This window comes from Marivita sp. (genome assembly GCF_048006345.1).
Lineage (GTDB): Bacteria > Pseudomonadota > Alphaproteobacteria > Rhodobacterales > Rhodobacteraceae > Marivita.
The window spans coordinates 2,103,994-2,128,216 of sequence record NZ_CP180351.1; the positions used below are offsets into that span (position 1 = coordinate 2,103,994).

19 protein-coding genes are annotated in these 24,223 nt (G+C 62.1%); 10 read left to right on the plus strand and 9 right to left on the minus strand.

Annotation, left to right across the window (positions count from 1 at the left end; genetic code table 11):
* The first annotated feature begins 49 nt into the window (after positions 1–49).
* Positions 50–514 (plus strand): DUF3237 domain-containing protein, encoded by a 465-nt coding sequence (locus tag ACMVPR_RS10365; protein WP_416882808.1) that lies wholly within the window; start codon positions 50–52, stop codon positions 512–514.
* Between the two features lie 12 nt (positions 515–526).
* Here the strand turns inward: ACMVPR_RS10365 and ACMVPR_RS10370 are convergent, their stop codons facing one another.
* The 4 genes from ACMVPR_RS10370 to ACMVPR_RS10385 all read right to left on the minus strand — a co-directional run bounded on the left by ACMVPR_RS10370 (position 527) and on the right by ACMVPR_RS10385 (position 4,841).
* Entirely contained in the window at positions 527–1,669 is a 1,143-nt protein-coding gene (locus tag ACMVPR_RS10370; protein WP_416882809.1) for an iron-containing alcohol dehydrogenase, read from the minus strand.
* Positions 1,670–1,738: 69 nt separating this feature from the next.
* Positions 1,739–3,001, minus strand: a complete 1,263-nt coding sequence (gene arsJ / locus ACMVPR_RS10375) for an organoarsenical effux MFS transporter ArsJ (protein ID WP_416882810.1) — start codon at positions 2,999–3,001, stop codon at positions 1,739–1,741.
* Entirely contained in the window at positions 2,998–3,996 is a 999-nt protein-coding gene (locus ACMVPR_RS10380; RefSeq protein WP_416882811.1) for an ArsJ-associated glyceraldehyde-3-phosphate dehydrogenase, read from the minus strand. Before ACMVPR_RS10380 ends, arsJ begins: the two co-directional genes overlap by 4 nt.
* Positions 3,993–4,841 (minus strand): helix-turn-helix domain-containing protein, encoded by an 849-nt coding sequence (locus tag ACMVPR_RS10385; RefSeq protein WP_416882812.1) that lies wholly within the window; start codon positions 4,839–4,841, stop codon positions 3,993–3,995. Before ACMVPR_RS10385 ends, ACMVPR_RS10380 begins: the two co-directional genes overlap by 4 nt.
* A gap of 139 nt (positions 4,842–4,980) precedes the next feature.
* Between ACMVPR_RS10385 and ACMVPR_RS10390 the strand changes: the two genes are divergently transcribed.
* Positions 4,981–6,243: a 3-phosphoshikimate 1-carboxyvinyltransferase gene (locus tag ACMVPR_RS10390; RefSeq protein WP_416882813.1), complete on the plus strand. Its 1,263-nt coding sequence runs from the start codon at positions 4,981–4,983 to the stop codon at positions 6,241–6,243.
* Between the two features lie 108 nt (positions 6,244–6,351).
* Here ACMVPR_RS10390 and ACMVPR_RS10395 read toward each other — a convergent pair whose 3' ends face one another.
* Positions 6,352–8,751: a YbcC family protein gene (locus tag ACMVPR_RS10395; RefSeq protein WP_416882814.1), complete on the minus strand. Its 2,400-nt coding sequence runs from the start codon at positions 8,749–8,751 to the stop codon at positions 6,352–6,354.
* A 23-nt stretch (positions 8,752–8,774) separates the two neighbouring features.
* A complete protein-coding gene (locus tag ACMVPR_RS10400; protein WP_416882815.1) occupies positions 8,775–10,328 on the minus strand; it encodes a proton-conducting transporter membrane subunit in 1,554 nt (517 codons plus the stop codon).
* Between the two features lie 104 nt (positions 10,329–10,432).
* Here ACMVPR_RS10400 and ACMVPR_RS10405 point away from each other — a divergent pair, with 104 nt between their 5' ends.
* Positions 10,433–11,308: a LysR family transcriptional regulator gene (locus ACMVPR_RS10405; protein WP_416882816.1), complete on the plus strand. Its 876-nt coding sequence runs from the start codon at positions 10,433–10,435 to the stop codon at positions 11,306–11,308.
* Here the strand turns inward: ACMVPR_RS10405 and ade are convergent.
* Positions 11,305–12,999, minus strand: a complete 1,695-nt coding sequence (gene ade, locus ACMVPR_RS10410) for an adenine deaminase (RefSeq protein WP_416884646.1) — start codon at positions 12,997–12,999, stop codon at positions 11,305–11,307. The genes ACMVPR_RS10405 and ade overlap by 4 nt on opposite strands.
* A 481-nt stretch (positions 13,000–13,480) precedes the next feature.
* On the opposite strand from ade, the gene acs reads away from it, so the two are divergent.
* The 7 genes from acs to ACMVPR_RS10445 all read left to right on the plus strand — a co-directional run bounded on the left by acs (position 13,481) and on the right by ACMVPR_RS10445 (position 22,192).
* A complete protein-coding gene (acs, locus tag ACMVPR_RS10415; RefSeq protein ID WP_416882817.1) occupies positions 13,481–15,454 on the plus strand; it encodes an acetate--CoA ligase in 1,974 nt (657 codons plus the stop codon).
* A gap of 5 nt (positions 15,455–15,459) precedes the next feature.
* Positions 15,460–16,146, plus strand: coding sequence for an adenylate kinase (locus ACMVPR_RS10420; protein WP_416882818.1), 687 nt, complete (start codon positions 15,460–15,462; stop codon positions 16,144–16,146).
* A gap of 93 nt (positions 16,147–16,239) precedes the next feature.
* Positions 16,240–16,527 (plus strand): DUF4212 domain-containing protein, encoded by a 288-nt coding sequence (locus tag ACMVPR_RS10425; RefSeq protein ID WP_300586412.1) that lies wholly within the window; start codon positions 16,240–16,242, stop codon positions 16,525–16,527.
* 5 nt (positions 16,528–16,532) lie between these two features.
* A complete protein-coding gene (locus ACMVPR_RS10430; RefSeq protein WP_416882819.1) occupies positions 16,533–18,317 on the plus strand; it encodes a sodium:solute symporter family protein in 1,785 nt (594 codons plus the stop codon).
* A gap of 102 nt (positions 18,318–18,419) precedes the next feature.
* Complete coding sequence (locus ACMVPR_RS10435) at positions 18,420–20,243, plus strand: DUF294 nucleotidyltransferase-like domain-containing protein (RefSeq protein ID WP_416882820.1); 1,824 nt, start codon at positions 18,420–18,422, stop codon at positions 20,241–20,243.
* A 25-nt stretch (positions 20,244–20,268) separates the two neighbouring features.
* Positions 20,269–20,769 carry a hypothetical protein gene (locus tag ACMVPR_RS10440; RefSeq protein WP_416882821.1) on the plus strand — a complete coding sequence of 167 codons (501 nt, stop codon included), beginning with the start codon at positions 20,269–20,271 and terminating at the stop codon, positions 20,767–20,769.
* Positions 20,770–20,773: 4 nt separating this feature from the next.
* A complete protein-coding gene (locus ACMVPR_RS10445; protein ID WP_416882822.1) occupies positions 20,774–22,192 on the plus strand; it encodes an exonuclease domain-containing protein in 1,419 nt (472 codons plus the stop codon).
* Here the strand turns inward: ACMVPR_RS10445 and ACMVPR_RS10450 are convergent.
* Both ACMVPR_RS10450 and ACMVPR_RS10455 read right to left on the minus strand, forming a co-directional pair.
* A complete protein-coding gene (locus ACMVPR_RS10450; protein WP_416882823.1) occupies positions 22,185–23,675 on the minus strand; it encodes a tripartite tricarboxylate transporter permease in 1,491 nt (496 codons plus the stop codon). The two genes, ACMVPR_RS10445 and ACMVPR_RS10450, sit on opposite strands and share 8 nt — an antisense overlap.
* Positions 23,672–24,169: a tripartite tricarboxylate transporter TctB family protein gene (locus tag ACMVPR_RS10455; RefSeq protein ID WP_416882824.1), complete on the minus strand. Its 498-nt coding sequence runs from the start codon at positions 24,167–24,169 to the stop codon at positions 23,672–23,674. The genes ACMVPR_RS10450 and ACMVPR_RS10455 overlap by 4 nt, the downstream gene beginning before the upstream one ends.
* Between the last annotated feature and the right edge of the window lie 54 nt (positions 24,170–24,223).

The following is a 24,223-nucleotide window of genomic DNA, read 5'->3' on the forward strand; positions in this document are numbered from 1 at the left end:
TATCGCATATTGTTAATCTAGTAAACAGTTTAGTTGCGAAAGGGTATCCATGATACTGCCACAGCCCAAACTTGATCACGTCTGCACCTTGCAGGTGACCCTTGACCCGATCCGCGAAATGGGGGCTGGCCGCGCAGGGGCGCGTCGGATCATTCCGATTGTGGGTGGCACCGTTACAGGCCCGCGCCTGTCCGGTCGCATCCTGAATGTGGGGGCGGATTGGCAAACCATATTCGCCGACGGACTGGCCGAGTTGGACACGCGCTACGCAATGGAAACAGACGATGGCGCGACCATCGAGATCCTCAACTATGGCTACCGCCATGGTCCGAAAAAGGTGTTGGAGGCCGTCGCCCGAGGCGAAACCGTTGACCCGGCATCTTATTACATGCGCACCCATGCACGGTTGGAAACCGGCGACGAACGCTATGCCTGGGTCAATCGCACGCTCTTTGTCGGCGTCGGCGCACGCAACCAAAGCAGCGTTCAGGTCGAGCTTTACGCCATCGCCTGACCTGACGAAGCCTTATCTGGCGCGTTCCATCAGATCCAAAAGCTGCGCCTCGCTCAATGCCACAGGGTTCGCCTTCATCGAGGATGAGCTGACCGCGTCCTTGGCCGCCTTTGCCCGCGCCGCATCGGTGATCCCCTGCGCATTCAGCCCCGGCAACCCGGCTTCGCGCGACCAATCATGCAGCGTGTCAAACGCGTCGTCTGGCGCACCGCCCAAAGCCTGTGCGATCCAGCCTTGCACCTCGGCGATCCGTGCCGCCAGCACCGGAGTATCGCCTGCCTTGGCATTGGCCCGTATCCCATGCGGCAGAAGCGCACCGCAAATCGCTCCATGCGCCGCATTGGACAGGCCGCCCAGCGGCCCAGCCAGACCATGCACAACGCCCAAACCCGCATTGGCCAAAGCCAGACCACCGCATAGGCTCACCCAGGCCAGCGCATCCCGCGCCTCGGGGTCTTCACCCGCCATGATCTGCCTAATCGCCACCAAGCCCTTGGGGATCGCATCCCGACAGATCGCATCCGTCAGCGGATTGGCTTTGGAGGACAGATAGGGCTCGATCACCTGCGTGACCGCGTCCAGCCCTGATGCCAAGGTCACACCGCGCGGGCAGTTGTCCGATAGCGCCGGATCGACAATGGCCAGTGTCGGCAACATGCGCGGGTCGCGCAGGCTCACCTTGCGCTGTGCTTCGGGGACGGCGATCACCGCATTCCTGGTCACCTCGGCCCCGGTCCCGGCGGTTGTTGGCAAGGCTGCAAAAGGCAATGGCGCGGCGTCCAGCGGCAGACCTTTGCCCACCACTTCCAGATGGTCCAGCATTGGCCGCGTGGCCGGTGCCAGCGCTGCAATCGCCTTGCCCGCATCAACAACCGAGCCGCCGCCAATCGCGATCACTGCCGCGACCTGCGCCTCGCGCGCGGCAGCAACGCCGTTTTCGATCAGGGCCACATCCGGTTCTTTCGCGACGGGGAACACCGTCACCGCAACGCCTTCCGCCTCGAGTGTATTCTTGAGCCATGCCGCCCGCTGGGGCGTCGCGCCCGTCACGAGAAGCACCCGCGCGCCCAGCGCCACCAAGGACGGCACCGCGGTCACCGCCTCCCCCCGTCCGAACCGGATCATTCCTGCTGTGGCAAAGGCAAAGGCGGTCATGGGCACTCCTATGGTCAGAACGTCCCCAAAGAAGTGCCTGTCTTTGTGCCCCGTGTCGAGGGCTCCTGCCTACGCGGTCTGCGCCACAGCTTCACTGCGCAACCGTCCTGAAATCAACGCGGCCAAGGCCACCATCACCGACGCTGTGCCCAGCACCAAGGGCAGTCCTCCGACCTGATAGCTGAGACCCGACAGCACCGTGCCCAACAACCGTCCGCCCGCATTGGCCATGTAATAAAAGCCCACATCCATCGTGACGCGTTCACTCTGCGTGAAGGCAAGGATCAGGTAGGAATGCAGCGCTGAATTGATGGCGAACAGTGCCCCGAACACGAGCAGCCCGACCACCAAGGTCACCGTCAGCCAGGTCTGCGGCTCGGGTGCCAGAACCGCCGCCGCTGTCAGCGCAACCGGCACCGTTAGCAGCAGGAACGCCCATTTCCGCGCATCCGCGATCAGCGCGCCCTCACTCCGCTCTTTGGCCTTCAAGAGCTTCGGCGTGTTCGCCTGCACGAAACCATACAGGATGATCCAGACGGCCATGAACGTCCCGATCAAGAAAAAGGCCGCCCGATTGCCCTCTGTCGTGCCATCCGACAACACCGCGTAGAAGTAGATCGGGATGCCCACCACGAACCACACGTCCCGCGCCCCAAACAGGAACACCCGTGCCGCCGACAACCAGTTCACATTGGCGGATTTCGAAAAGACCTCTGAGAACTTCGCGCCTTTGCGCCCTTTCGGCAGGCCCGACGGCATGAAGATGATGATCGCCAACAGGATCACCGCCAGCACCGCCGCCATCGCATAGATCGCCGCGACAAAGCCCAGTGTCGCCAAAAGCGCGGCCCCAAGCAGGAACCCAACACCCTTAACGGCATTCTTCGATCCGGTCAGGATGGCGACCCAGCGGAACAGCCCGCCGTCTTCCTTAGGCGCAAGCAGTTTGACCGCGGATTTGGACGACATCTTGGCCAGATCCTTGGCCACACCCGACGCGCCCTGCACGAACATGACAAACGCGACCGAGGCGGTGATGGCCCATGTCGGGTCCAGCTGCGCCAGCGCCAGCAACGCCACCACCTGCAATCCAAGCCCTGCATACAGCGTCGAGGTCAATCCAAACCGCGCCGCGATCCACCCGGCGCTCAGGTTGGTGACCATGCCTGCAATCTCGTAGAGCACGAACAGATAGGCCAGCTGGATCGGCGAAAAGCCCAGCGTGTGAAAGTGCAACAACACCAGCATCCGCAAGGCGCCATCGGTCAGCATGAAGGCCCAATAGGCCGCCGTCACGGCGATATAGGCGGAAAGGCCTTCGGGTTTGCTCACAACCGACCACCCACCATCAGCGCCACATCCACCAGCCGGTGCGCATAGCCCATCTCGTTGTCGTACCACGCGTAGACCTTCACCTGCGTGCCATTCACGACCATCGTCGACAGCGCATCAACGATGCTCGACCGCGTGTCATTGGTATAGTCGGTCGACACAAGCGGGCGTTCCTCGTAGCCCAGAATACCCTTGAGCGGCCCCTCGGCCGCCGCCTTGAACAGCGCGTTCACCTCTTCCACGGTGGTCGCGCGCTCCATCTCGAACACGCAATCGGTCAGCGACGCATTGAGCAACGGAACGCGCACCGCGTGGCCGTTCAACCGCCCCTTGAGTTCCGGATAGATCAGCGTGATCGCCGTCGCACTGCCGGTGGTTGTCGGGATCAGCGAATTCAAAGCCGACCGCGCGCGGCGCAGGTCTTTGGCGGGGCGATCCACGATGGTTTGCGTATTTGTCACATCGTGGATTGTCGTGATTGTTCCATGGCTTATCCCAATGCTCTCATGCAACACCTTCACAACCGGGGCCAAGCAGTTGGTTGTACAACTGGCCGCGGTGACAATATCATGTGTTTCAGCATCATAGATGTCGTCGTTCACACCATAGACGATGTTCGCTGTCGGCCCGTCCTTGACCGGAGCCGAGACCACGACTTTCTTCGCGCCCATTTGAAAATAGGGCGCGATCTTCGCCTCGGTTTTGAAAACGCCGGTGCAGTCGATCACCACATCCACACCGTCCATCGGCAGCGCAGACAGGTCCTTTGTCCCGACAAACGGCAGACGCACACCGTCGATGGTGATGCTGTCCGCGTCATGTGCAAACTCTGCCTGCCAACGCCCATGCACCGTGTCGAACTCGAAGAGATGCGCATGCATCTCGGGATCGCCCACCGCGTCATTGATCCACGCGATCTTCGCCCCCTGCTCCAACAAGGGTTTCAGGGCAAGCTTGCCAATGCGGCCAAGCCCGTTCAGCGCGTAGGTGGTCATGCGGAGGTGTCCTCTTCGGTCATCTGTCCAATGTCATCGACCGCTTTCTGCAGCGAAATCCGGTCAAGCGTGTTCATGGGCAACGCGGTAAAGGCGCTGATCCGGTTGCGCAGCGCGCCATATGCCGCCTGAAACGCGAGGCTGCGCTCGGCGTCTGACCCGGTTGCCTTGACCGGATCGACCATGCCCCAATGAGCGCTGATCGGCTGGCCCGACCATGCCGGGCAATCTTCGTTCGCGGCCTGATCGCAGACCGTGAAGACGAAATCGAACCTCGGCGCGCCCTCGGCCATGAACTCCTGCACGTTCTTGGCGCGCAAGCCCGAGATCTCATGGCCCTTCTTGCGCAGCACATCCAATGCCATCGCGTTCAATTCCGAATAGGGTTTCGTGCCTGCGGAATAGACCTCGAACCGATCCCCGGCCATGTCCCGCAGGATCGTTTCCGCAAAGATCGACCGCGCGGAATTACCGGTGCAGATGAAGAGAACATTGAACTTTTTCAGAGACATATCGATTGCTCCTTGTCCAAAACTGGCCGCCAGAGGGCTGCACATATCGGGTCTGCCCCGACAACAATCGAGCAGCAGGAAATCCAGCATCCCCTGCACGTTTGTTACGTTCACACTGTAACGAAGCGATGTCCCGACCCGCGTCTGGATCAGCAATCCGGCGTCCAGCAGGTTCGACAGATAGGCCGACAGTGTGGACGGCTTGACGTCCAGCGCGTCCGCGATTTCGCCCGCTGGAACCCGGTCCGGCATCCGGCGCATGAGCATGCGAAAGATGGCGAGCCGTTGGGGGTGGCCGAGCGTGGACAGTTGTGTTGCGATTCTTATTTCCATATTTCACGAATAATCGAAATACTGGATCAGTCAATGAGTCGTTGACCTCGCCAACACCACCCCGGAGCCGCGACTTTCGCATTGCGACGCGCGGCAAAACCCGTAAACCCGCATCTGACATTCCGACCGGAGATCCTTGATGCCCTTGCCCATCGCCCAGATCACCCCTGTGACCCAGCCGCTGGTGGGCCGCGTTACCCTGCCCGGCTCCAAATCCGTGACCAACCGCGCGCTTCTGGTGGCGGCTTTGGCACGCGGCACCAGCCGCTTGACCGGCATCCTGCGCAGCGACGACACGCATTACATGATGACCGCTCTCCGGCAGATGGGTGTGGGCATCACCGAGATCGACGAGACCACGGTCGAAGTCACAGGCTCTGGCACCCTTCACCCAGCGTCCGAACCTCTATTCCTTGGCAATGCAGGCACTGCGACCCGTTTCCTGACTGCCGCTGTGGCACTGGTGAACGGCACCACCATCGTCACCGGCGACGAGCACATGCAGAAACGCCCCATCGCGCCCCTGCTCGACACGTTGCAGGCGATGGGCGTTGACGCCACCTCCGAGACCGGTTGCCCGCCTGTCACAGTCAAAGGCACCGGCAGTTTCCAGAGCGGTGAGATCGAAGTCAGCGGCAAGCTCTCCAGCCAATATATCTCGGCCATTATGATGCTCGCCGCGATGGGCGACGCTGAGACCCGCATCACCATCGGCGGTGGCAAGATCGGCGCCGTTGGCTATCTGCACATCACCGCCGCCGTCATGCGCGCCTTTGGGGCGACGGTGGAGTTCCCGTCCGAAAACCAGATCATCGTCGAACCCGGTGGCTACTGCGCTGCCGATTACCATGTCGAACCCGACGCAAGTGCCGCGACCTACCTATGGGCTGCAGAGAAGCTGACCGGTGGAAGCATCGACATCGGTACGGCCCCCGGAGACATGAACCAGCCCGACGCCAAAGCTTATGACATGATCGCCGCCTTTCCGCATATGCCTGCGGAAATAGACGGTTCACAGATGCAGGACGCCATCCCGACCCTTGCCGTTCTGGCGGCGTTCAATGAAACGCCCGTGCGCTTTACCGGGATCGAGAACCTGCGGGTCAAGGAATGCGACCGGATCGACGCAGTGCACAAGGGCCTGTTGCAAGTACGTGAAGGTTTGGCCTCGGTCGAAGGTGACGACCTGATCGTGCATGGCGATCCGGCGTTGGCCAGCCATGTGAGCGACGGGCTTATCGACAGCCATGCCGACCACCGCATCGCCATGTGCTTTGCTTTGGCCGCGATAATGGTCAAAGGCGTGCGGATCGAAGATCCCTACTGTGTGTCCAAGACCTTCCCGACCTACTGGGACGTGCTGCGCGGGCTTGGGGTTGAGGTTTTTATCACCGAGGCGTGAACCTTTTGAGAAGAGTAGCCTCCGACCGCGGGTGGGGGTGAAGCCCCCGCCCGTGGGGGCGGTCGGGGGCTGCCCGGCATGCCGCCGGGCGAGGCCTCAATTCAAGCCTTACTCCGCCGCGATCTGCGTCGCAGCCTTGTCGCCCCGCAGCGACATCCAATTGCCACCGCCAGTATACCGCCAGCCCAACCGGCCCTCGTCGTCCATCGCGAAAAGCTTGAGCCAGCCGTTATCGAACAACGCTGCAACACCAGCGTGACGGTTGAGGATCTCGCTGATCGCCTCGCGCGGCGCTTCAACGGCCACCGACAACCGCAGGGGATCATGCATGAATTTCTCGCCGTCATGCACCGACTGCCACGGCAGACCACCACGCAGCACGCCGCCATTGCCTTCGACCACACCGATGCCACCGGTCACGTTGTGGAGCAGCTTGTTCCCAGCCCCAAACGCATCCGGTGCGACGGAGGAACCGTAGTATTGCAGGCTGATCCAGCTTGCCACGACCACAGGCGCGGTCAGGATCAATTCCAACACCTGGAAATTCTTGTCCTGCCGCCAGTCATAGCTGTGCAGGAACGACCGTCCCTCAAGGCTCCGCCCCATGGTCCGCGACCGGGGGGCTGCAATGAACGCGGAACAACCTGCAAGCCCCCATTCCGGCCGGGTTTCCGACCAGTTCTTCGCCCTCTCCATCACCGCCGCCTGATCCGTCGCCCGCGGCAACCGCGCGGACCGCTCCGCGCGTGTCACCTTGGCCGCCATCGACAAAGCCTGTTTCAACGCGGCAATCGTTGCACCCTGCGTGTGTCCCGCAGGCAGATCATCTTCGTAAAGCCGCACCTCGTCTGTCACCGTGTCATGCAGACCAGCCACGAACACGGTCTCGGCAGGCACGTCGATGCCTTTCTTGACCAATCCCACCCGCACCTCTGCATCGTTCAGCAACAGGGCAACCAGCCGCGCGTTCACGTCCCCGGCATGGCCCCCACAGGCACCACATTGCAGCGCGCTCGCATGGGGGTTGTTGACCACCCCAGCGCCATGACCCGCCAGCAGAATGACCTTGGCAAAGCCTGATTTCATCGACATCGCCGACAGGATCGTCGCCGCCATGCCGATCCGGTCCTCAAGCGTCAGGTTATCGGACAAGGCAGGTGCCGGATCATTGCCAAGGCTCGGATGCTTCTGCGCCAGCAAATCCCGCACCAGCTTGCCAAGATACAAGGGCCCCGTCGCCTCAACGAAGGCAAAGCTGGACACAGCCGCCAGCCGGAACCGGCCCCAGGCCCGCGTCACCCGTTTCGCCACGCGGGTCAGCACGTCGCTGTCCTGCGGATCGGTCGCAGCCGAGGTTGCACCGGGGTTGATCAGCACCGGACCCCGTGTTTCCAGCACATCCGACGCAAACCCGTGATGCGCCGCAGCGATGCCAAAGAAGCCCGCGAAACCAATGGTCTCGATCCCGTCACCCGTGGCCTCCAGCGCCCGCCGGAACACTTCGGACCGCACGTCGATGCAGAATGCCGCCTGTACGTTTGGCACAACTTGCTTGGCCGCCACCGACTGCGCCAACGTTTCGTCCAGCGCCCGCGCCGCCGCGTGATCCGCCGCCGCCTGAAGCGCTGCGTCGATCAGATCGTCCTCGCTCGGCACGATAGGCTGGGCGTGCGCCTCAAGCACCTTGGCCCATTTATCGCCAATCTTGTCCTTGTACCGCGCCAGCAGCGCCGCTTCGAAGACCAGCTTGGCGGTCAGAAGGTCGGTGATGTCGTTGTTGGCACCACCTTTCAGGTTCGCGCGGAACGCCTCGCCCGAAGCAAGCTGCGCCCAGCCACCGAGCCGCATCAGGAGCGTGTGGAAATAGCTTTCGCAGGCACCCGCCGTGATCCCCATATCCTCGGCACACTTCGTCAGCGCGCCCCGTGCGGACATCGACATCGACGCCACCCGCGACGCAAACCCGGTCAGACCGAAAATCTCGGGCGTCAGGTCCCGCTGCGCAAAGGACCGCCACGACAGCCACGCCCGTGTCTTGGGCGCAGGCCAGAGCGCCTGACCGGTGTCGTAATGACCGCCTGCCCAATGCCCGATCCGCTCGGCCACAAAGTCGGGCCAGTTGATGTCTGACACCTCTTCGGCCAAATCGGCCAGTGTCGGCAGGGTTTCGGGCGCTGCAACCGTCTTGTCCATCGCCGCGATCAGCTCCTCAACCGTCGCCGTCAGCTCCGGCACTTCGGCCAGACCCGCCTCAAGGTCGGCAACGCTCAGCTCATGTGCCGCGAACTTCGCCTTGAAATGTGCCCGCTCCGGCACCGTCCGCACACCCGCGACCCGCGCCAGCCGGGCGGCGGCCATCTGCAACGGCTCGCCAGCCTGTCCAACATAGGGGTTCACCGCGACCGTTGCCTCAAGCGACCAAAGCGGCGGGATATGGGCGGCGGCATTCTTGGCACCAGCCATGATCTCAAGGGCCGGACCCGAGAACCGTTCAACCATTGTCAGCATGTCTTGATCTCCTGTCCTGTCCATTACCGTGACCGTGCGGCCCAGCCGCCTGTCAGCCGGTCAAATACCGCGTTGAGGTAAAATCCGTTCGAAAGATGCACCCGAAGGCCTTGGGCGGCAGGGTGGCTGGCCCAGTTCGGGAAGGTGGCCTGCGCAAGCGCCACGGTGCCGAAGCTGAGGATGGTCAGCACCATCAGCGCCCATTGCAGCGGGCCGGGAGCCGGGGTTGCGGGCAACGCACCCGTGGTCAACCAGATCGCGATGGATTGCAGCGCGAAGTAGCTCACTGTGGTCGCCAAGGAATAGACCGCCATACGCCGGGTCAGCAGTTCGGGCGCGTGATCCGCCAAACCCTGCGCCAGCAGGTACGCCACACCCATCACCAGCACAGCCCCCAGCGCGATGGCCTGTGCCGACTTGCCGTCGATGCCCAGCAGCAGGCCAAGTGTGCCGTAGATCGCCAGCGCGATGGCGAAGGCCTTGAGCACCGCCTTGCCATTCGGGATCGCCACCGGGCCGGGCCGCCGGATCGACGCCACCTGCGCCACGGCACCACCCGAGGCAAGGAAGGCATGCGCCTTGTAAAGCGAGTGCGCCACGATATGCAGCAGCGCCAACGGGAAGAGTGCCAGACCACATTGCAGGATCATGAAGCCCATCTGCGCAACCGTAGACCATGCGAGCGAGGTTTTGACCGATGGCTGGGTCAGCATCACCAGACCACCGAACAAGGCCGAGAAGCCACCAAGGATCACCAGCACACTCAACACACCGGGGGCCAGCAGCATGACATCCGCAAACCGGATCAAGAGGAAGCCACCCGCATTCACCACACCCGCGTGCAGCAGGGCAGAAACCGGCGTCGGCGCTTCCATCACCTCGGTCAACCAACCATGGGTCGGCACCTGCGCCGATTTGAACAGCGCCGAAATCGCCAGCAGACCAGCCGCAAGGACCGCGGCACCGCCGCCTTCGCCCGCCCGCGCAGCCTCGATGATCGAGTGAATGTCCGCCGTGCCATAGGCTGCCGCCAGCGCAAACGCGCCAAGGATCAAGCCTCCATCCGACGCCATCGAACACAGCGCCTTCTTCCGCGCCGCCCGCTGTGCCGCCGCCCGCTCGGGGTAGGTTAGCAGCAGCCGGTTGACGCAAAGACCCACCGCGCCCCAGCCGATGATCAACTGGATCAGGTTGCCTGCTGTCACCAGCAGAAGCACCGACGCAAGGCCAAGGCTCAACCAGCCGAGAAACCGCGTCTGGTTCTGTTCTCCATCCGTGTAGGTCACCGCAAACCGCATCACGACCCAGCCGATGAAGCTCACCAGCATCAGCATGGTCACGCTCACCGCGTCGATCCGGGCGGCAAAGCCCATCTCGGCCGCGCCGATCAACGGGCTGGTTGCCGAACCATTGGCGATCAGCAGCGCCAAAGCGCCCAAGGACACCACCATCGCGGCCAGACCGGCATATTCACCCAGACGCAACTGGGCCGATCCGCGCGGCATGTCACTGCGCATGTAGACAAACCCGACGATGGCGAAAAACGCAGGCGCAAGAAGCGGCACGGCGGTGATCATGATACGGTCTCCTTTGAGGGCGTGATCTTGACCGGGACGTAGCCTGCCGCTTTGGTGAAGAAAAATACATTGTTTAGGATCAATCGTTCACTTAAATAGAACGAATGTCGGATCTCAATTACCATCACCTGCGCTACTTCTGGGCCGTGGCCCATGACGGAAATCTTACCCGCACAGCCGAGCGGCTGAACCTGTCGCAATCGGCTTTATCATCGCAAATCAAACAGTTGGAGGATCGTCTCGGCCAAACACTTTTTGAGCGCCGGGGCCGCGCCCTGCATCTGACCGAAGCCGGACGCATCGCGCTCGACCATGCCGACACGATCTTTTCGGCCGGCGAAGAACTGCTCGACACGCTGCGCGAAACAGCCCGTCCGGCCCGCGCGTTGCGAGTTGGCGCTTTGTCGACTCTGTCGCGCAACTTCCAGATCACCTTTCTGGAACCGGTCCTTGGCCGCCCCGATGTCGAAGTGATCCTCCGCTCCGGAAGCGCAGCCGAGCTTTACGCCGCTCTGGATGCGCTCAACCTCGACGTTGTGCTGACCAACACGCCCCCTGCCCGCGATGCGATCAGCCCGTACCTGACGCAAAAGCTGGCGGATCAAACCGTGGGTCTCTTCGGCACGCCCGACCGGGTGCGCGGCAATCGCCCGCTCGAAGAGCTGGTGGCCGATCATCCCCTGATCCTTCCCACCCGCGACACGCAGATCCGCAACGCCTTCGACACGCTGCTGGCCCGCGTTCGCGCCAAGCCCATCATCGCCGCCGAGGTTGACGACATGGCCATGATCCGCCTTCTCGCCCTGCGCGGCACAGGCTTGGCCGTGGTTCCGCCGATCGTCGTGCAAGACGAGCTCGCGCGCGGGGATCTGGTACAGGCGGCGATGCTGGACCTGCATGAACTCTTCTACGCGGTCACGCTGGACCGTCGCTATCCCAACCCGCTTCTGACCGAATTGCTTGCGGTCGCCGTCCGTTAAGGAATGATCTCGAATTTTGTCACATCGACCATTCCCCGGTCGGTGATCTTGAGCGCGGGAATGACCGGCAGCGCCAGAAACGCCAGTTGCAGGAATGGCTCATTGAGCGTCACGCCCAGGCTCTTGGCCGCCGCACGCAGGTCCACCAGCCGGTCATGTACCTCTTCAAACGGCTCAAGGCTCATCAGCCCGGCCACCGGCAGCGCCAGTTCGGCCAGCACCTCACCCCCGGAAGCCACAACAAACCCGCCTTCGATCTCGGACAGCCGGTTCGCCGCCAGCGCCATATCGGCGTAATCCACACCAACGCAGGCGATGTTGTGGTGGTCGTGGCAGACGGTCGAGGCAATTGCCCCCCGCTGCAAGCCAAAACCGCGCACGAAGCCGGTGGCGATATTCCCGTTCTTGCCATGCCGTTCCACCACCGCGATGCGAATGAGGTCGCGCGACGGGTCGGGATGTTTATCGCCGTCCTCGACCGCAATGGTCTCGTGCAGATGTTCGGTGATGATCTTGCCTTCGACGATGCCGATCACATCAGTCTCGGACCGGTTCGCCTTTGCGCGGAAATCCTCAGGGGTCAGATGCGGCGCGTGGACGGAACCTGTGCCCACCGGTTCTATTTTTGACCGCTTGGTAAAATTCTCGGCTGTCGCCTCTACCCCGGCGCAGAATACTTTTTGCACGTCGCAGGCCTCAAGCGACCGAACCGCCACAATATCCGCCCGCTTGCCCGGTGCGATCAATCCGCGATCCTTGAGCCCGAAGGCCTCGGCCCCCGACAGCGACGCCGCGCGATAGGCCGCCAGAGGTGGCGTGCCCAATGCGATCAGGGTGCGGATCATGTAATCAAGATGCCCCTCTTCCGCGATGTCGAGCGGGTTCCGGTCATCGGTGCAGAGGCACATGTAAGGCGCGGTGCGTTCGGTCAGCAGCGGCTGCAGCGCGTGTAAATCCTTTGACACCGACCCCTCGCGGATCAAAACGCGCATGCCCTTTTGCAGTTTCTCGCGCGCCTCGTCCGCAGTCGTCGCCTCGTGTTCCGTGGAAATCCCCGCCGAGATATAGGCGTTGAGGTCCATCCCGCGCAATTGCGGGCAATGGCCGTCAATATGACCGCCCTCAAACAGATGCAGCTTCTCCATCACCTGAGCATCCCGATAGATAACGCCGGGATAATTCATGAATTCGGCAAGACCGATGCCCGACGGATGCCCCATGAGCGGCGCCAGATCAGCGGCCAGCAATTCGGCGCCCGCGGTTTCCATATGAGTCGACGGCACGCAGGACGACAGTTGCACGCGGATGTCCATCAGCGTGTGGCGGCTGGCCTCCTGGAAATAGCGGATGCCCGCGGCACCAATGACATTGGCGATCTCGTGCGGATCACAGATTGCCGTGGTCACGCCATGCGGGGCGACACAGCGGTCGAATTCATACGGCGTGACCAGCGAGCTTTCGATGTGAAGATGGGTGTCGATGAACCCCGGAACGAGGATCAGACCCGTCATGTCCCGGATTTCGGCCCCGTCATAGTTGCCGCAGGTGCCGGCGATCATGCCATCGCAAATGGCAATATCTCCATCCATGAGGTCACCGGTGATCAGATCAAGCGTCTTGGCACCGCGCAACACCAGGTCTGCGGGTGCATCGCCACGGCCCACGGCGATCCGGCGTTCCAAAGGGGTCATGTCTGTCATCTGGTTCGGCGCTCCTGTGCGTGATGCGTTCAGTCTAGGCCAAGCGCGGCACAGGCACCAAGTCTGGTGTTGAGTTGGCCTCCGACTCAGCGCCCGGTTTTCGGGCAGTTTTTGCGAGTTGGTCAAAAAGCGGGCAGCGAAAATTCTGCATGCAACGGCATACCGGATCAATATGTCACACCCATGGCGCGAATTCCAAGCCTGCTACCGCGTGTCACGGTTACCGCAAACAGCCCAAAAACCCATGCCAAGAACTTACCTTGTTTCTTAGGGCTTTACCCTGCGGAAAGTAAATTTGTTTACGCATTTTCCTTACTATCTGAAAAATATTTACATCCAAATACCTGTTTTTATTTTACTTATTTTATTGTTTTCACCTTCGCCTATGATCGAAACAAGCCGCGATAACACGTCTGTGATCGCAGTCTGAAGCGCCTGAGGGGGATCAGGCGGCGCGAGGGAGACCAAAACCATGAACGATCAAACCACCACCACAGATGGTACGGCCGTGTATCCGCCATCCGCTGAAACCGTCGCCCGCGCCCACATAAATGCGGCGCGGTATGAGGAGATGTATGCGCGGTCTGTGTCTGATCCTGATGGGTTCTGGGCGGAGCAGGCGCAGCGTCTGGACTGGATGAAGGTGCCGACGCAGGTGAAGAACGTTGATTTCACGCTGGGTCAGGTCAAGATCAACTGGTTTGCTGATGGCACGCTGAACGTGGCCGCGAACTGTGTCGACCGGCATCTGGCGACCCGTGGCGATCAGACCGCGATCATCTTCGAGCCGGATGATCCCAACGAGCCGGCCAAGCACATCACCTATCGCGACCTGCATGGCAGCGTCTGCAGGATGGCCAACATCCTCGAGACAATGGGCGTGCGCAAGGGTGACCGCGTGGTGATCTACCTGCCGATGATCCCCGAAGCGGCCTATGCCATGCTGGCCTGCGCGCGGATTGGTGCCATCCACTCCATCGTCTTTGCCGGCTTCTCGCCCGACGCACTGGCCGCGCGGGTGAACGGCTCGGACGCCAAGGTCGTCATCACCGCCGACGAAGCGCCGCGCGGCGGCCGCAAGACCCCGCTCAAATCCAATGCCGATGCAGCCCTCCTGCACTGCAAGGACAGCGTGAAGTGCCTTGTCGTCAAGCGCACCGGCGGCCAGACCACATGGGTCGACGGGCGCGATTACGACTACAATGAAATGGCGCTGGAGGCGTCAGACGTCAGCCAGCCTGCCGAAATGAATGCCGAAGACCCCCTTTTCATTCTCTACACATCGGGCTCGACCGGGCAGCCCAAGGGGGTTGTGCACTCAACTGGTGGATATTTGGTTTACGCCGCCCTGACCCATGAAATTACCTTCGATTATCATGAAGGCGACGTTTACTGGTGTACCGCCGATGTGGGCTGGGTCACCGGGCATTCCTACATTGTTTACGGGCCTTTGGCGAACGGCGCGACGACGCTGATGTTCGAAGGTGTGCCGACCTATCCGGACGCGTCGCGCTTCTGGCAGGTCTGCGAGAAGCATTCCGTTAACCAGTTCTACACGGCGCCGACCGCAATCCGCGCCCTGATGGGTCAGGGCAACGAATTCGTAACGAAATGCGATCTATCCTCGCTCAAGCTTCTGGGCACGGTGGGCGAACCGATCAACCCCGAGGCGTGGAACTGGTACAATGACGTGGTGGGCGGGGGCCGCTGCCCGATCGTCGACACATGGTGGCAAACGGAAACCGGCGGGCACCTGCTCACCCCGCTGCCGGGCGCCCATGCGACCAAACCGGGGGCGGCGATGAAGCCGTTCTTCGGCGTGGTGCCGGTGGTGCTCGACCCGCAATCGGGCGAGGAAATCCATGCCAGCCCGACCGAAGGCGTGCTGGCGATCAAGGACAGCTGGCCGGGGCAGATGCGCACCGTCTGGGGCGATCACGAGCGGTTCGAGAAGACCTATTTCTCGGACTACAAGGGCTATTACTTCTCGGGCGACGGCTGCAAGCGCGACGCCGACGGGGATTACTGGATCACCGGCCGGGTGGACGATGTGATCAACGTGTCGGGCCACCGGATGGGCACGGCCGAGGTGGAATCGGCGCTGGTGGCGCATGCCAAGGTGGCCGAGGCTGCCGTGGTCGGCTACCCGCATGCCATCAAGGGCCAGGGCATCTACTGCTATGTCACCCTGATGAACGGGATCGAGCCGAGCGATGAGCTGATGAAGGAGCTCCGCGCCTGGGTCCGCACCGAGATCGGCCCCATCGCCTCGCCCGACCTCATCCAATGGGCCCCCGGCCTGCCGAAAACCCGCTCCGGCAAGATCATGCGCCGCATTCTGCGCAAAATCGCCGAAAACGACTACGGCGCCCTCGGCGACACATCCACTCTCGCAGACCCCTCCGTCGTCGATGACCTCATCGAAAACCGGATGAACCGGGGGTGATGGCGATGGACGGAAGCACAACACCCACAACCGCGCCGGTTCTGATCCTGCTTGGCCCTCCGGGCGCAGGCAAAGGCACGCAGGCCCGCATGCTGGAAGAACAGTTCGGCCTTGTCCAACTGAGCACGGGTGACCTGCTGCGCGCGGCTGTGGCCGCGGGCACGGACGCAGGCGAACAGGCCAAGGCCGTGATGGAAGCGGGAGACTTGGTGAGCGACGATATCGTCATCGCCATCCTGCGCGACCGGTTGGCGGATGCCGACTGTGCCAAGGGCGTGATCCTTGACGGCTTCCCGCGCACCACGGTGCAGGCCAAGGCTCTGGACATGCTACTGGCCGAAAGCGGCCAGAAGATCGACGCGGCGGTCAGCCTTGATGTGGATGATGCCGCGATGGTCGACCGGATTTCCGGGCGGTTCACCTGCGGCGGCTGCGGCGAAGGCTATCACGACACGTACAAGGCCCCGAAAGTCGCGGGCCAATGTGACAAGTGCCAAGGCACCGATTTCAAACGCCGCGCCGACGACAACGCTAAAACCGTCGCGGCCCGGCTTGATGCATATCATGCCCAAACCGCCCCACTTATCGCATTCTACGACGCACAGGGTGCGCTCGCCCGTGTGGATGCGATGGGAGCCATTGACGAGATCGCCACAACGCTTGGCGACATCGTTCGACGCGCCACCGCCTGAGCGGTAGCCAACCGCGGCCTTCACGCCGCGTCACACAGGATACGGTTCCCGTTCGGACGGGGCACGTGCAACGAGGGAAGAGGAGGAGCCGCAATGGCGGACCACACATCACAATCAGCGCAGGCTGCTGGAAAGTCCGACGCGGGCTATTGGGCAGCAAACGTGCGCATCATCCTGGTGAGCCTGGTGATCTGGGCCATCTGTTCGTTCGGGTTCGGCATCCTGCTGCGCCCGATGCTTTCGGGCATTTCGGTCGGGGGCACCGATCTGGGCTTCTGGTTCGCCCAGCAGGGGTCGATCCTCGTCTTTCTGGCGCTGATCTTCTTCTACGCCTGGCGGATGAACAAGCTCGATAAAGAATACGGCGTGGACGAGGAATAAGGGCCATGGATCAGTTTACCATCAACCTGCTCTTTGTGGGCGCGTCCTTCGCGCTTTACATCGGCATCGCGATCTGGGCCCGCGCGGGTTCCACATCGGAATTCTATGCCGCCGGTCGCGGTGTGCACCCGGTCACCAACGGGATGGCAACCGCAGCCGACTGGATGTCTGCGGCCTCGTTCATCTCGATGGCGGGCCTTATCGCCTTCACCGGCTATGACAACTCGACCTTCCTGATGGGCTGGACAGGCGGTTACGTGCTTCTGGCGCTGCTGCTGGCCCCCTACCTGCGGAAGTTCGGCAAATACACCGTGTCCGAATTCATCGGGGACCGCTTCTACAGCCCGACCGCGCGCCTTGTGGCCGTGATCTGCCTCATCATCGCATCCGTGACCTACGTGATCGGCCAGATGACGGGTGTTGGCGTGGCCTTTGGACGCTTCCTCGAAGTGAGCTCGACCACGGGTCTTCTGATCGGTGCGGTGATCGTGTTCGCCTATGCCGTGTTCGGCGGCATGAAGGGCGTGACCTACACGCAGGTGGCACAGTACGTCGTGCTGATCACCGCCTACACCATCCCGGCGGTCTTCATCTCGCTGCAGCTGACCGGCAACCCGATCCCGGGTCTTGGTCTCTTTGGCGATCACACCACGAGCGGCGAGCCGCTGCTTGTCACGCTGGATGCGCTGTTGCGTGATCTGGGCTTCAATGAGTACACCACCCATAACGGCGACACGTTCAACATGGTGCTCTTCACCCTGTCGCTGATGATCGGGACGGCAGGTCTGCCGCACGTGATCATGCGGTTCTTCACCGTGCCGAAAGTGTCCGACGCACGCTGGTCCGCAGGCTGGGCGCTTGTCTTCATCGCCCTGCTCTACCTGACGGCGCCTGCCGTGGGTGCGATGGCGCGCCTCAACATCACCGACATGTTCTGGCCGAATGGTGCCAACAGCGAACCGGTGAGCCTCGAGCAGATCGAGACAGATCCGCGTTACGACTGGATGGCCACATGGCAGAAGACCGGCCTTCTGGGCTGGGAAGACAAGAACGGGGATGGGCGGATCGCCTATTTCAACGACAAGAACCCGGAGGCCGTTGCCAAGGCACAGGCGGCTGGCTGGGGTGACGCGAACGAACTGACCAAGTTCAACAACGACATCCTTGTTCTGGCCAACCCGGAAATCGCCAACCTTCCCGGCTGGGTGATCGGTCTGGTGGCTGCCGGTGGTCTTGCCGCCGCGCTGTCCACCGCTGCCGGTCTGCTTCTGGCCATCTCTTCGGCGGTGAGCCACGACCTTCTGAAAGGTCAGTTGACCCCGAACATGTCCGAAAAGAACGAGCTTCTGTCGGCACGGATTGCCATGGCGGTGTCGATTGCGGTCGCAACCTATCTGGGCCTCAACCCTCCGGGCTTTGCGGCGCAGACGGTGGCCCTCGCCTTCGGTCTGGCTGCGGCGTCGATCTTCCCGGCACTCATGATGGGCATCTTCACCAAGGTGAACAACAAGGGTGCGGTTGCGGGCATGCTGGCCGGTCTGATCACCACGCTGGTCTACATCTTCCTGCACAAGGGCTGGCTGTTCATTCCGGACACCAACAGCTTCACCGACGCAGACCCGCTTCTGGGCAGCATCAAGTCGACCTCCTTCGGGGCGGTGGGTGCGATGATCAACTTCGCGGTGGCCTTCACCGTGTCGAAGATGACAGCACCAATCCCGCGCGAGATCGAAGAGTTGGTTGAAAGCGTCCGCATCCCCCGCGGTGCCGGCGCGGCTCAGGACCACTAAGCCAACAGGACGCGTCACCCTTCGGGGTGGCGCCCCCTGAAAACGCGGTCCCGCGCCGGTCGTCCGGGGCGGGACTTTTTACATAGGAAGACAGGTCTTTTCATGACACGTGACTCCCTTTCGATGGCCCAGTTCCTGTCCGCGATCCATCCCTATGACGCGATGGAGCCAGCAGCCCTTCAGACCCTGATCGAGGCCTTCACCGTCAAGACCTTTGAGCCGGGTGAGGAGATCTATGCGCTGAACGCAGCCTTGGAGGGATTGTTCGTCGTCTATCGCGGCGACGTGGAAATCCGCGACGAACATGATGTTCCGATCTCGCTGCTGGGTCCGCGAAATTCCTTTGGCGAACGCGGGCTTTTGCGCGACGGGGCCAGCGTGACCTCGGCACGGGCAGTGACCGAGACAACCCTCCTGATGCTGCCCGCACATCGGTTCCATAAGGCGATGCGCGACGACCCGGCCTTCCGCCGGTTTTTTGACCGCAGCCGGACCGAGAAACCGAACAAGGCCAATCTGGCCACCACCCCGGTCGAGGCGCTTATGGCGACCAAGCCGCTCACCTGCCCGCCCGCTACTGATGTCCAGACCGCTGCCCGCCTGATGCGCGATGCGCGTGTGTCGTCGATTTGCGTGGCTGAAGGCGATGTCTTGCAGGGGATCGCCACGATCCGCGACCTGTCGGGCAAGGTTGTCGGCGATGCCCTGCCTTTTGACACACAGATCACCAAGGTGATGACCCCCGATCCCGTCACCCTGCCGCCATCCGCCATCGGATCGGACGTTCTGCACATGATGATGGAGCGGCGCATCGGGCATATCCCCGTCTGCCATGCAGGCAAACTGGTGGGCATCGTCACCCAGACCGACCTCACGCGGTTTCAGGCGGTCAGCTCGGCCGAGCTGGTGTCCGAGATCGCCCATTCGGACAGCGCCGAAGAGATGGCACAGGTCACCAAGCGCATTCCGCAACTGCTGGCGCAACTTGTGGCGGGCGGCAACCGGCACGAGGTCATCACCCGGCTGATCACCGATGTGGCCGACACCGCGACGCGCCGTTTGCTCGCTCTGGCCGAAACCAAGCTTGGACCGGCGCCTGTGCCCTATCTCTGGCTGGCCTGCGGATCGCAAGGGCGGCAGGAACAGACCGGCGTCAGCGATCAGGACAATTGCCTGTTTCTGGATGACAGCGTGACCGATACCGACATGCCCTATTTCGAAGCGCTGGCGCGGTTCGTCTGCGACGGGCTGGACACCTGCGGCTATGTCTATTGTCCCGGCGACATGATGGCGACGAACCCGCGCTGGCGCCAGCCGGTGCGCGTCTGGCGCGACTATTTCGCGGGCTGGATCAAGACGCCGAACCCGGAAGCGCAGATGCTGGCAAGCGTGATGTTCGACCTACGGCCCATTGGCGGCACCAAGGCCTTGTTCGAGGATTTGCAGGCCGAGACATTGCGCAAGGCCGCCGCCAACTCGATCTTTGTGGCGCATATGGTGTCGAACTCGCTCAAACACACACCGCCCCTGGGCCTGTTGCGCGGGTTTGCGACGATCCGGTCGGGCGAGCACAAGAACCAGATCGATCTCAAGCACAATGGCGTGGTGCCGGTGGTGGATTTGGGCCGCATCTATGCGCTGCAAGGCAAGCTGACCGCCGTCAACACTGCAGCACGGCTTGACGCGGCGATCGCGGCAGGTGTGCTCAGCACATCTGGCGGGCAGGACCTGCGGGACGCCTATGACCTGATCGCGGAAACTCGGCTCGAACATCAGGCAGCGCAGGTTCGGGCTGGTATCATGCCGGACAATTTCCTAAGCCCGACGGACCTGTCGGATTTTGAGCGAAGTCATCTTCGGGATGCCTTCGTGGTGATAAAGTCGCTGCAATCAGCAGTGGGACACGGACGCGGCATGCTGAGTTGACGCGCGTCGTTTGGGAGGACGATAGATGTTTCTGGAACTGATCGCGGTCATCATCGCAGGCATCGCCGGTGCGGGTGTCATGATGCTGATCGCCCGCATGACCGGTGGGCGCGTGCCGAAATGGCTTGTGCCGCTTGCCGCCGGGGCGGCGATGCTCGCCACCACGATCAGCAGCGAATACAGCTGGTACAGCCGCACCTCCGACGCGCTACCGGACGGCGTGGAGGTCGTTCAGACCGTCGAAGGCACGGCATTCTATCGGCCCTGGACCTATCTGGTGCCCTATACCGAACGCTTTATCGCGCTCGACACCGGGAATGTCCGCGCGAACTCAGACAATGCGGCGCTCTTTATGGCGGATGTCTATTTCTTTCAGAGATGGAGCACGGTGCGGTCGGTCGAGTTGATGGTGAACTGCGCGACCGGACAGCGCGCTGATCCTGCGCTTGGCGATGGTGGCGATCCGGTCTGGCGCGACACGCCTCAGGACGATCCAATCGTCACCGGCGTGTGTCGCAAGGGGTGACGCGATGTTGTCGAAACTCAGCCTGCGTTTGCGCATCTTTCTGTTCTTCTGTCTTCTCGGTCTTGGCGGGCTTGCGTCCGTAGGTGCCGCCTTGTGGTTCGGCTATGTCCGCGCTCTGGAAACCACATTGGCCAACGGATTTACCTTTGCCGCCATCCTTGCCGCGTTTCTGATCCTTGGGCTGACCGTCGGCATCTGGCTTCTGTTCGACGAAAACGTCGCCAAACCCATCGAACGGCTGGCGTCACAGATGCGGACCCGCGCCCATGCCGGGGTCGACGGCGCATTGGACATGAAAGCGGCGCGGTATCTTGGCGATCTCGCACCGGCGGCCTCGGCAGTTGCGCAGCAACTGAATGAAACGGCGTTGACCACGGCACAGGCAATCGCCACTGAAACCGCCCGGCTGACGGCTGAGAAAGCCCGCCTGACGGCGCTGCTGACCGAAATCCCCGTGGCGACGATCCTTGTCGGGTCAAGCGGCCAGATCGTGCTTTATGACGGGCAAGCCGCCGAGGTGCTGGCGCAGCTTGGCGTGCCGCGCCTGAACGCGCAGATCACCGAATATTTTGACCCCAAAAGCCTTGGGGCCGCGGTTGGAAAGCTTGGCCGGACGGGCATGGATGTGCAGTTCACCGCACAGTCACAGGACGGCACGCAAAGCTTTGACACCAAACTGAAACCGATGGAGGGCGGCGGCTACCTCATGGTGATCGACAGCCAGACCCTCGACCTTTCGCCAGACGCGCCCCGCCCGCTGATCTATGATTTCGACCTGCTGGACCAGCGTCGTGGTGCCGCCGAGATGGACATCCTTGACCGCCCCCTCCGCAGCTTGTGTTTTTCGGTCTTCGATACCGAGACCACAGGGCTTTTGCCTCACAAAGACGACGTGGTGCAGCTGGGCGCGGTGCGGGTGCTGAACGGGCGGATCATTGACGGCGAACAGATCAACCAACTGGTCGATCCGGGTCGCCCGATCCCGCCCGCCTCGACCAAGGTGCACAAGGTCACCGACGCGATGGTGCGCGGGCAGCCGGACATTCGCGCGGTGTCAAAACGGTTCCACGACTTCTCTCGCGACGCGGTGATCGTGGCACATAATGCGCCCTTCGACATGGCGTTCCTGCACCGTCAGGCCAAGGCCACGGGCGTCACTTGGGACCATCCGATCCTCGACACAGTGCTGCTCTCCGCAGTGCTGTTTGGGGCAAGTGAACGCCATACGCTCGACGCGCTGTGCGAACGGCTCAACGTCACCATCCCGGTCGCGTTGCGGCACACAGCGCTTGGCGATGCGCGCGCTACGGCAGAGGTGCTCGTTAAGATGCTTCCGATGCTTGAGGCACGGGGTCTGACCACCTTTGGTCAGGTGATCGAGGAGACGCGCCGGCATGGCCGCCTCCTCGAAGATCTCAACTGAGCGGCACCTTCTTGCGCAGGGTGCTGCGGGTGATGGCGAACACCGTCACGAAGGTCAGGAACCAGAAGAACCACGTGATCGGCCCCCGGAACAGGATGCTCGGGTCGCTGCCGGACATGAGCATCGCCTGACGGAAATTGTCCTCAAGCAGCGGGCCAAGGATGAACGCGATCAGGAACGGTGCAGCCGGGATTCGGTTGCGCATCATGATGTAGCCGACCCAGCCCATGACGAACATCACGCCCACGTCGAAGATGTTGTTGTTCACGGCAAACACCCCGTAGATGCACAGGATCAGTACCCCCGGCATCAGGATGCGCTTGGGCACATCCGCGACAAACCGGAACCCCCGGATCGCCACCGATCCAACGATCAGCAGGAACACGGAACTGACGATCAGGCCGATGAAGAGGCCATAGATGATGTCGACATTCAGAATGAACATCATCGGTCCCGGCTGAAGCCCGTGCACCATGAACGCGCCGATGATGATGGCGGTAATGACGTCACCGGGAACACCCAATGCCAGCAGCGGGATCAACGTCGCCCCGGCCACTCCGTTGTTGCCCGCTTCTGATGCCGCCACGCCTTCGATCTCGCCCTTGCCGAAATTGTCCTTGTTCTTGGAGGTGCGCCGCGCCTCGGAATAGCTGAGGAAGGCTGAAGGTGCCGCCCCGATGCCGGGAATGGAGCCAAGGAACACGCCAATCATGCTGCCCCGGATGATGGTCTTGAAGCTGTTCTTGTAATCGGCCCAGCTGCATCGCGATTTGCCCAACGCCCGCGTGCGCCCCAGATGTGCCACCGGGTTCCACGCCATGTTGATGATCTCGGGAATGGCGAACAGGCCGATCAGAACCGCAATAAAGTTCAGACCGCCCATCATGTTCGGGTTGCCAAAGGTGAAGCGATTGGTGCCGTAGACAAGGTCCAGTCCGATGGTCGCCAGCAGCAATCCGGCCAAGGCCGACAAGGCCCCACGCAGCAGGCTTTCGCCCGACACTCCGGCGATGATGGTCAGCGAAAAGAGGATGAGCGCAAAGAACTCAGGCGGTCCGAAGTTGAGAGCAAAGGACGCAAGCCACCCGGCAAAGAGGATCAGGGCAAGGTTCGACACCGCGTCCGCCGTGCAGGAGGCATAAAGCGCCATGCCCAGCGCCCTGCCCGCCTCGCCCCGTTCGGCCATCGGATGACCGTCCAGGATCGTGGCCGAAGATGCAGGCGTGCCCGGCGTCTTGATCAGGATCGCCGGGATCGACCCGCCAAAGATGCCGCCCTTGTAGACCCCGAGAAGCAGCAGGATCGCATTGATCGGCGTCATCGCAAAGGTGAAGGGCAATGTCAGCGCGACAGCCATTGTCGCAGACAGGCCCGGAATGGCCCCGGCCACGACGCCGACCACGAGGCCGACAAACAGCATGAAGAACGCTTCGAAATTTCCGACCAGCGAAAAGCCAGCGGCAAGGCTGTCCATCAGGCTCATGGCAGCCTCACGAAATTGCCCTGCGGGATCGCAACGCCTGCGACATGCGCGAAGAATGCGTAGAGCAAGAGCGGCACGATGACCGCGCAAACCACGGCCGCAACGGGATGGCGCGTGCGGAACAGGAACGCGCAGGCGGCAAAGGCCAGCATCGCGGTCCAGACCATGCCTAAAGTCGGTAGGCCAACCATCACAAGCACCATGATCACCGCCAATGCCCCAAGCCGCATCCATGGGGCAGACCCTTCGGGATGGACGGTCTCTTCATCCTCGAACGGCGTGTCCTTGGCCGAGGTCACTGCATTTGCCAGCAGCCCCAGACCGACGATCACCGTCAGACCCGCCAGCACATAGGGCCAGAACAGCGGCGACAGGATGATGTTGCCCACGTTCGAAGGCGAGAACACGAAACTGGGGATGGCGTAGAAGATCAGGAACAAGGCGACGAGACAGGTGAATATCCCAAGCCGCAGATGCAGGGTTTTCTCGGACATGATGCTGGGCGCTCCGCAGGTGGAAACGCCGGGGCCTGTCGGCCCCGGCGCGGG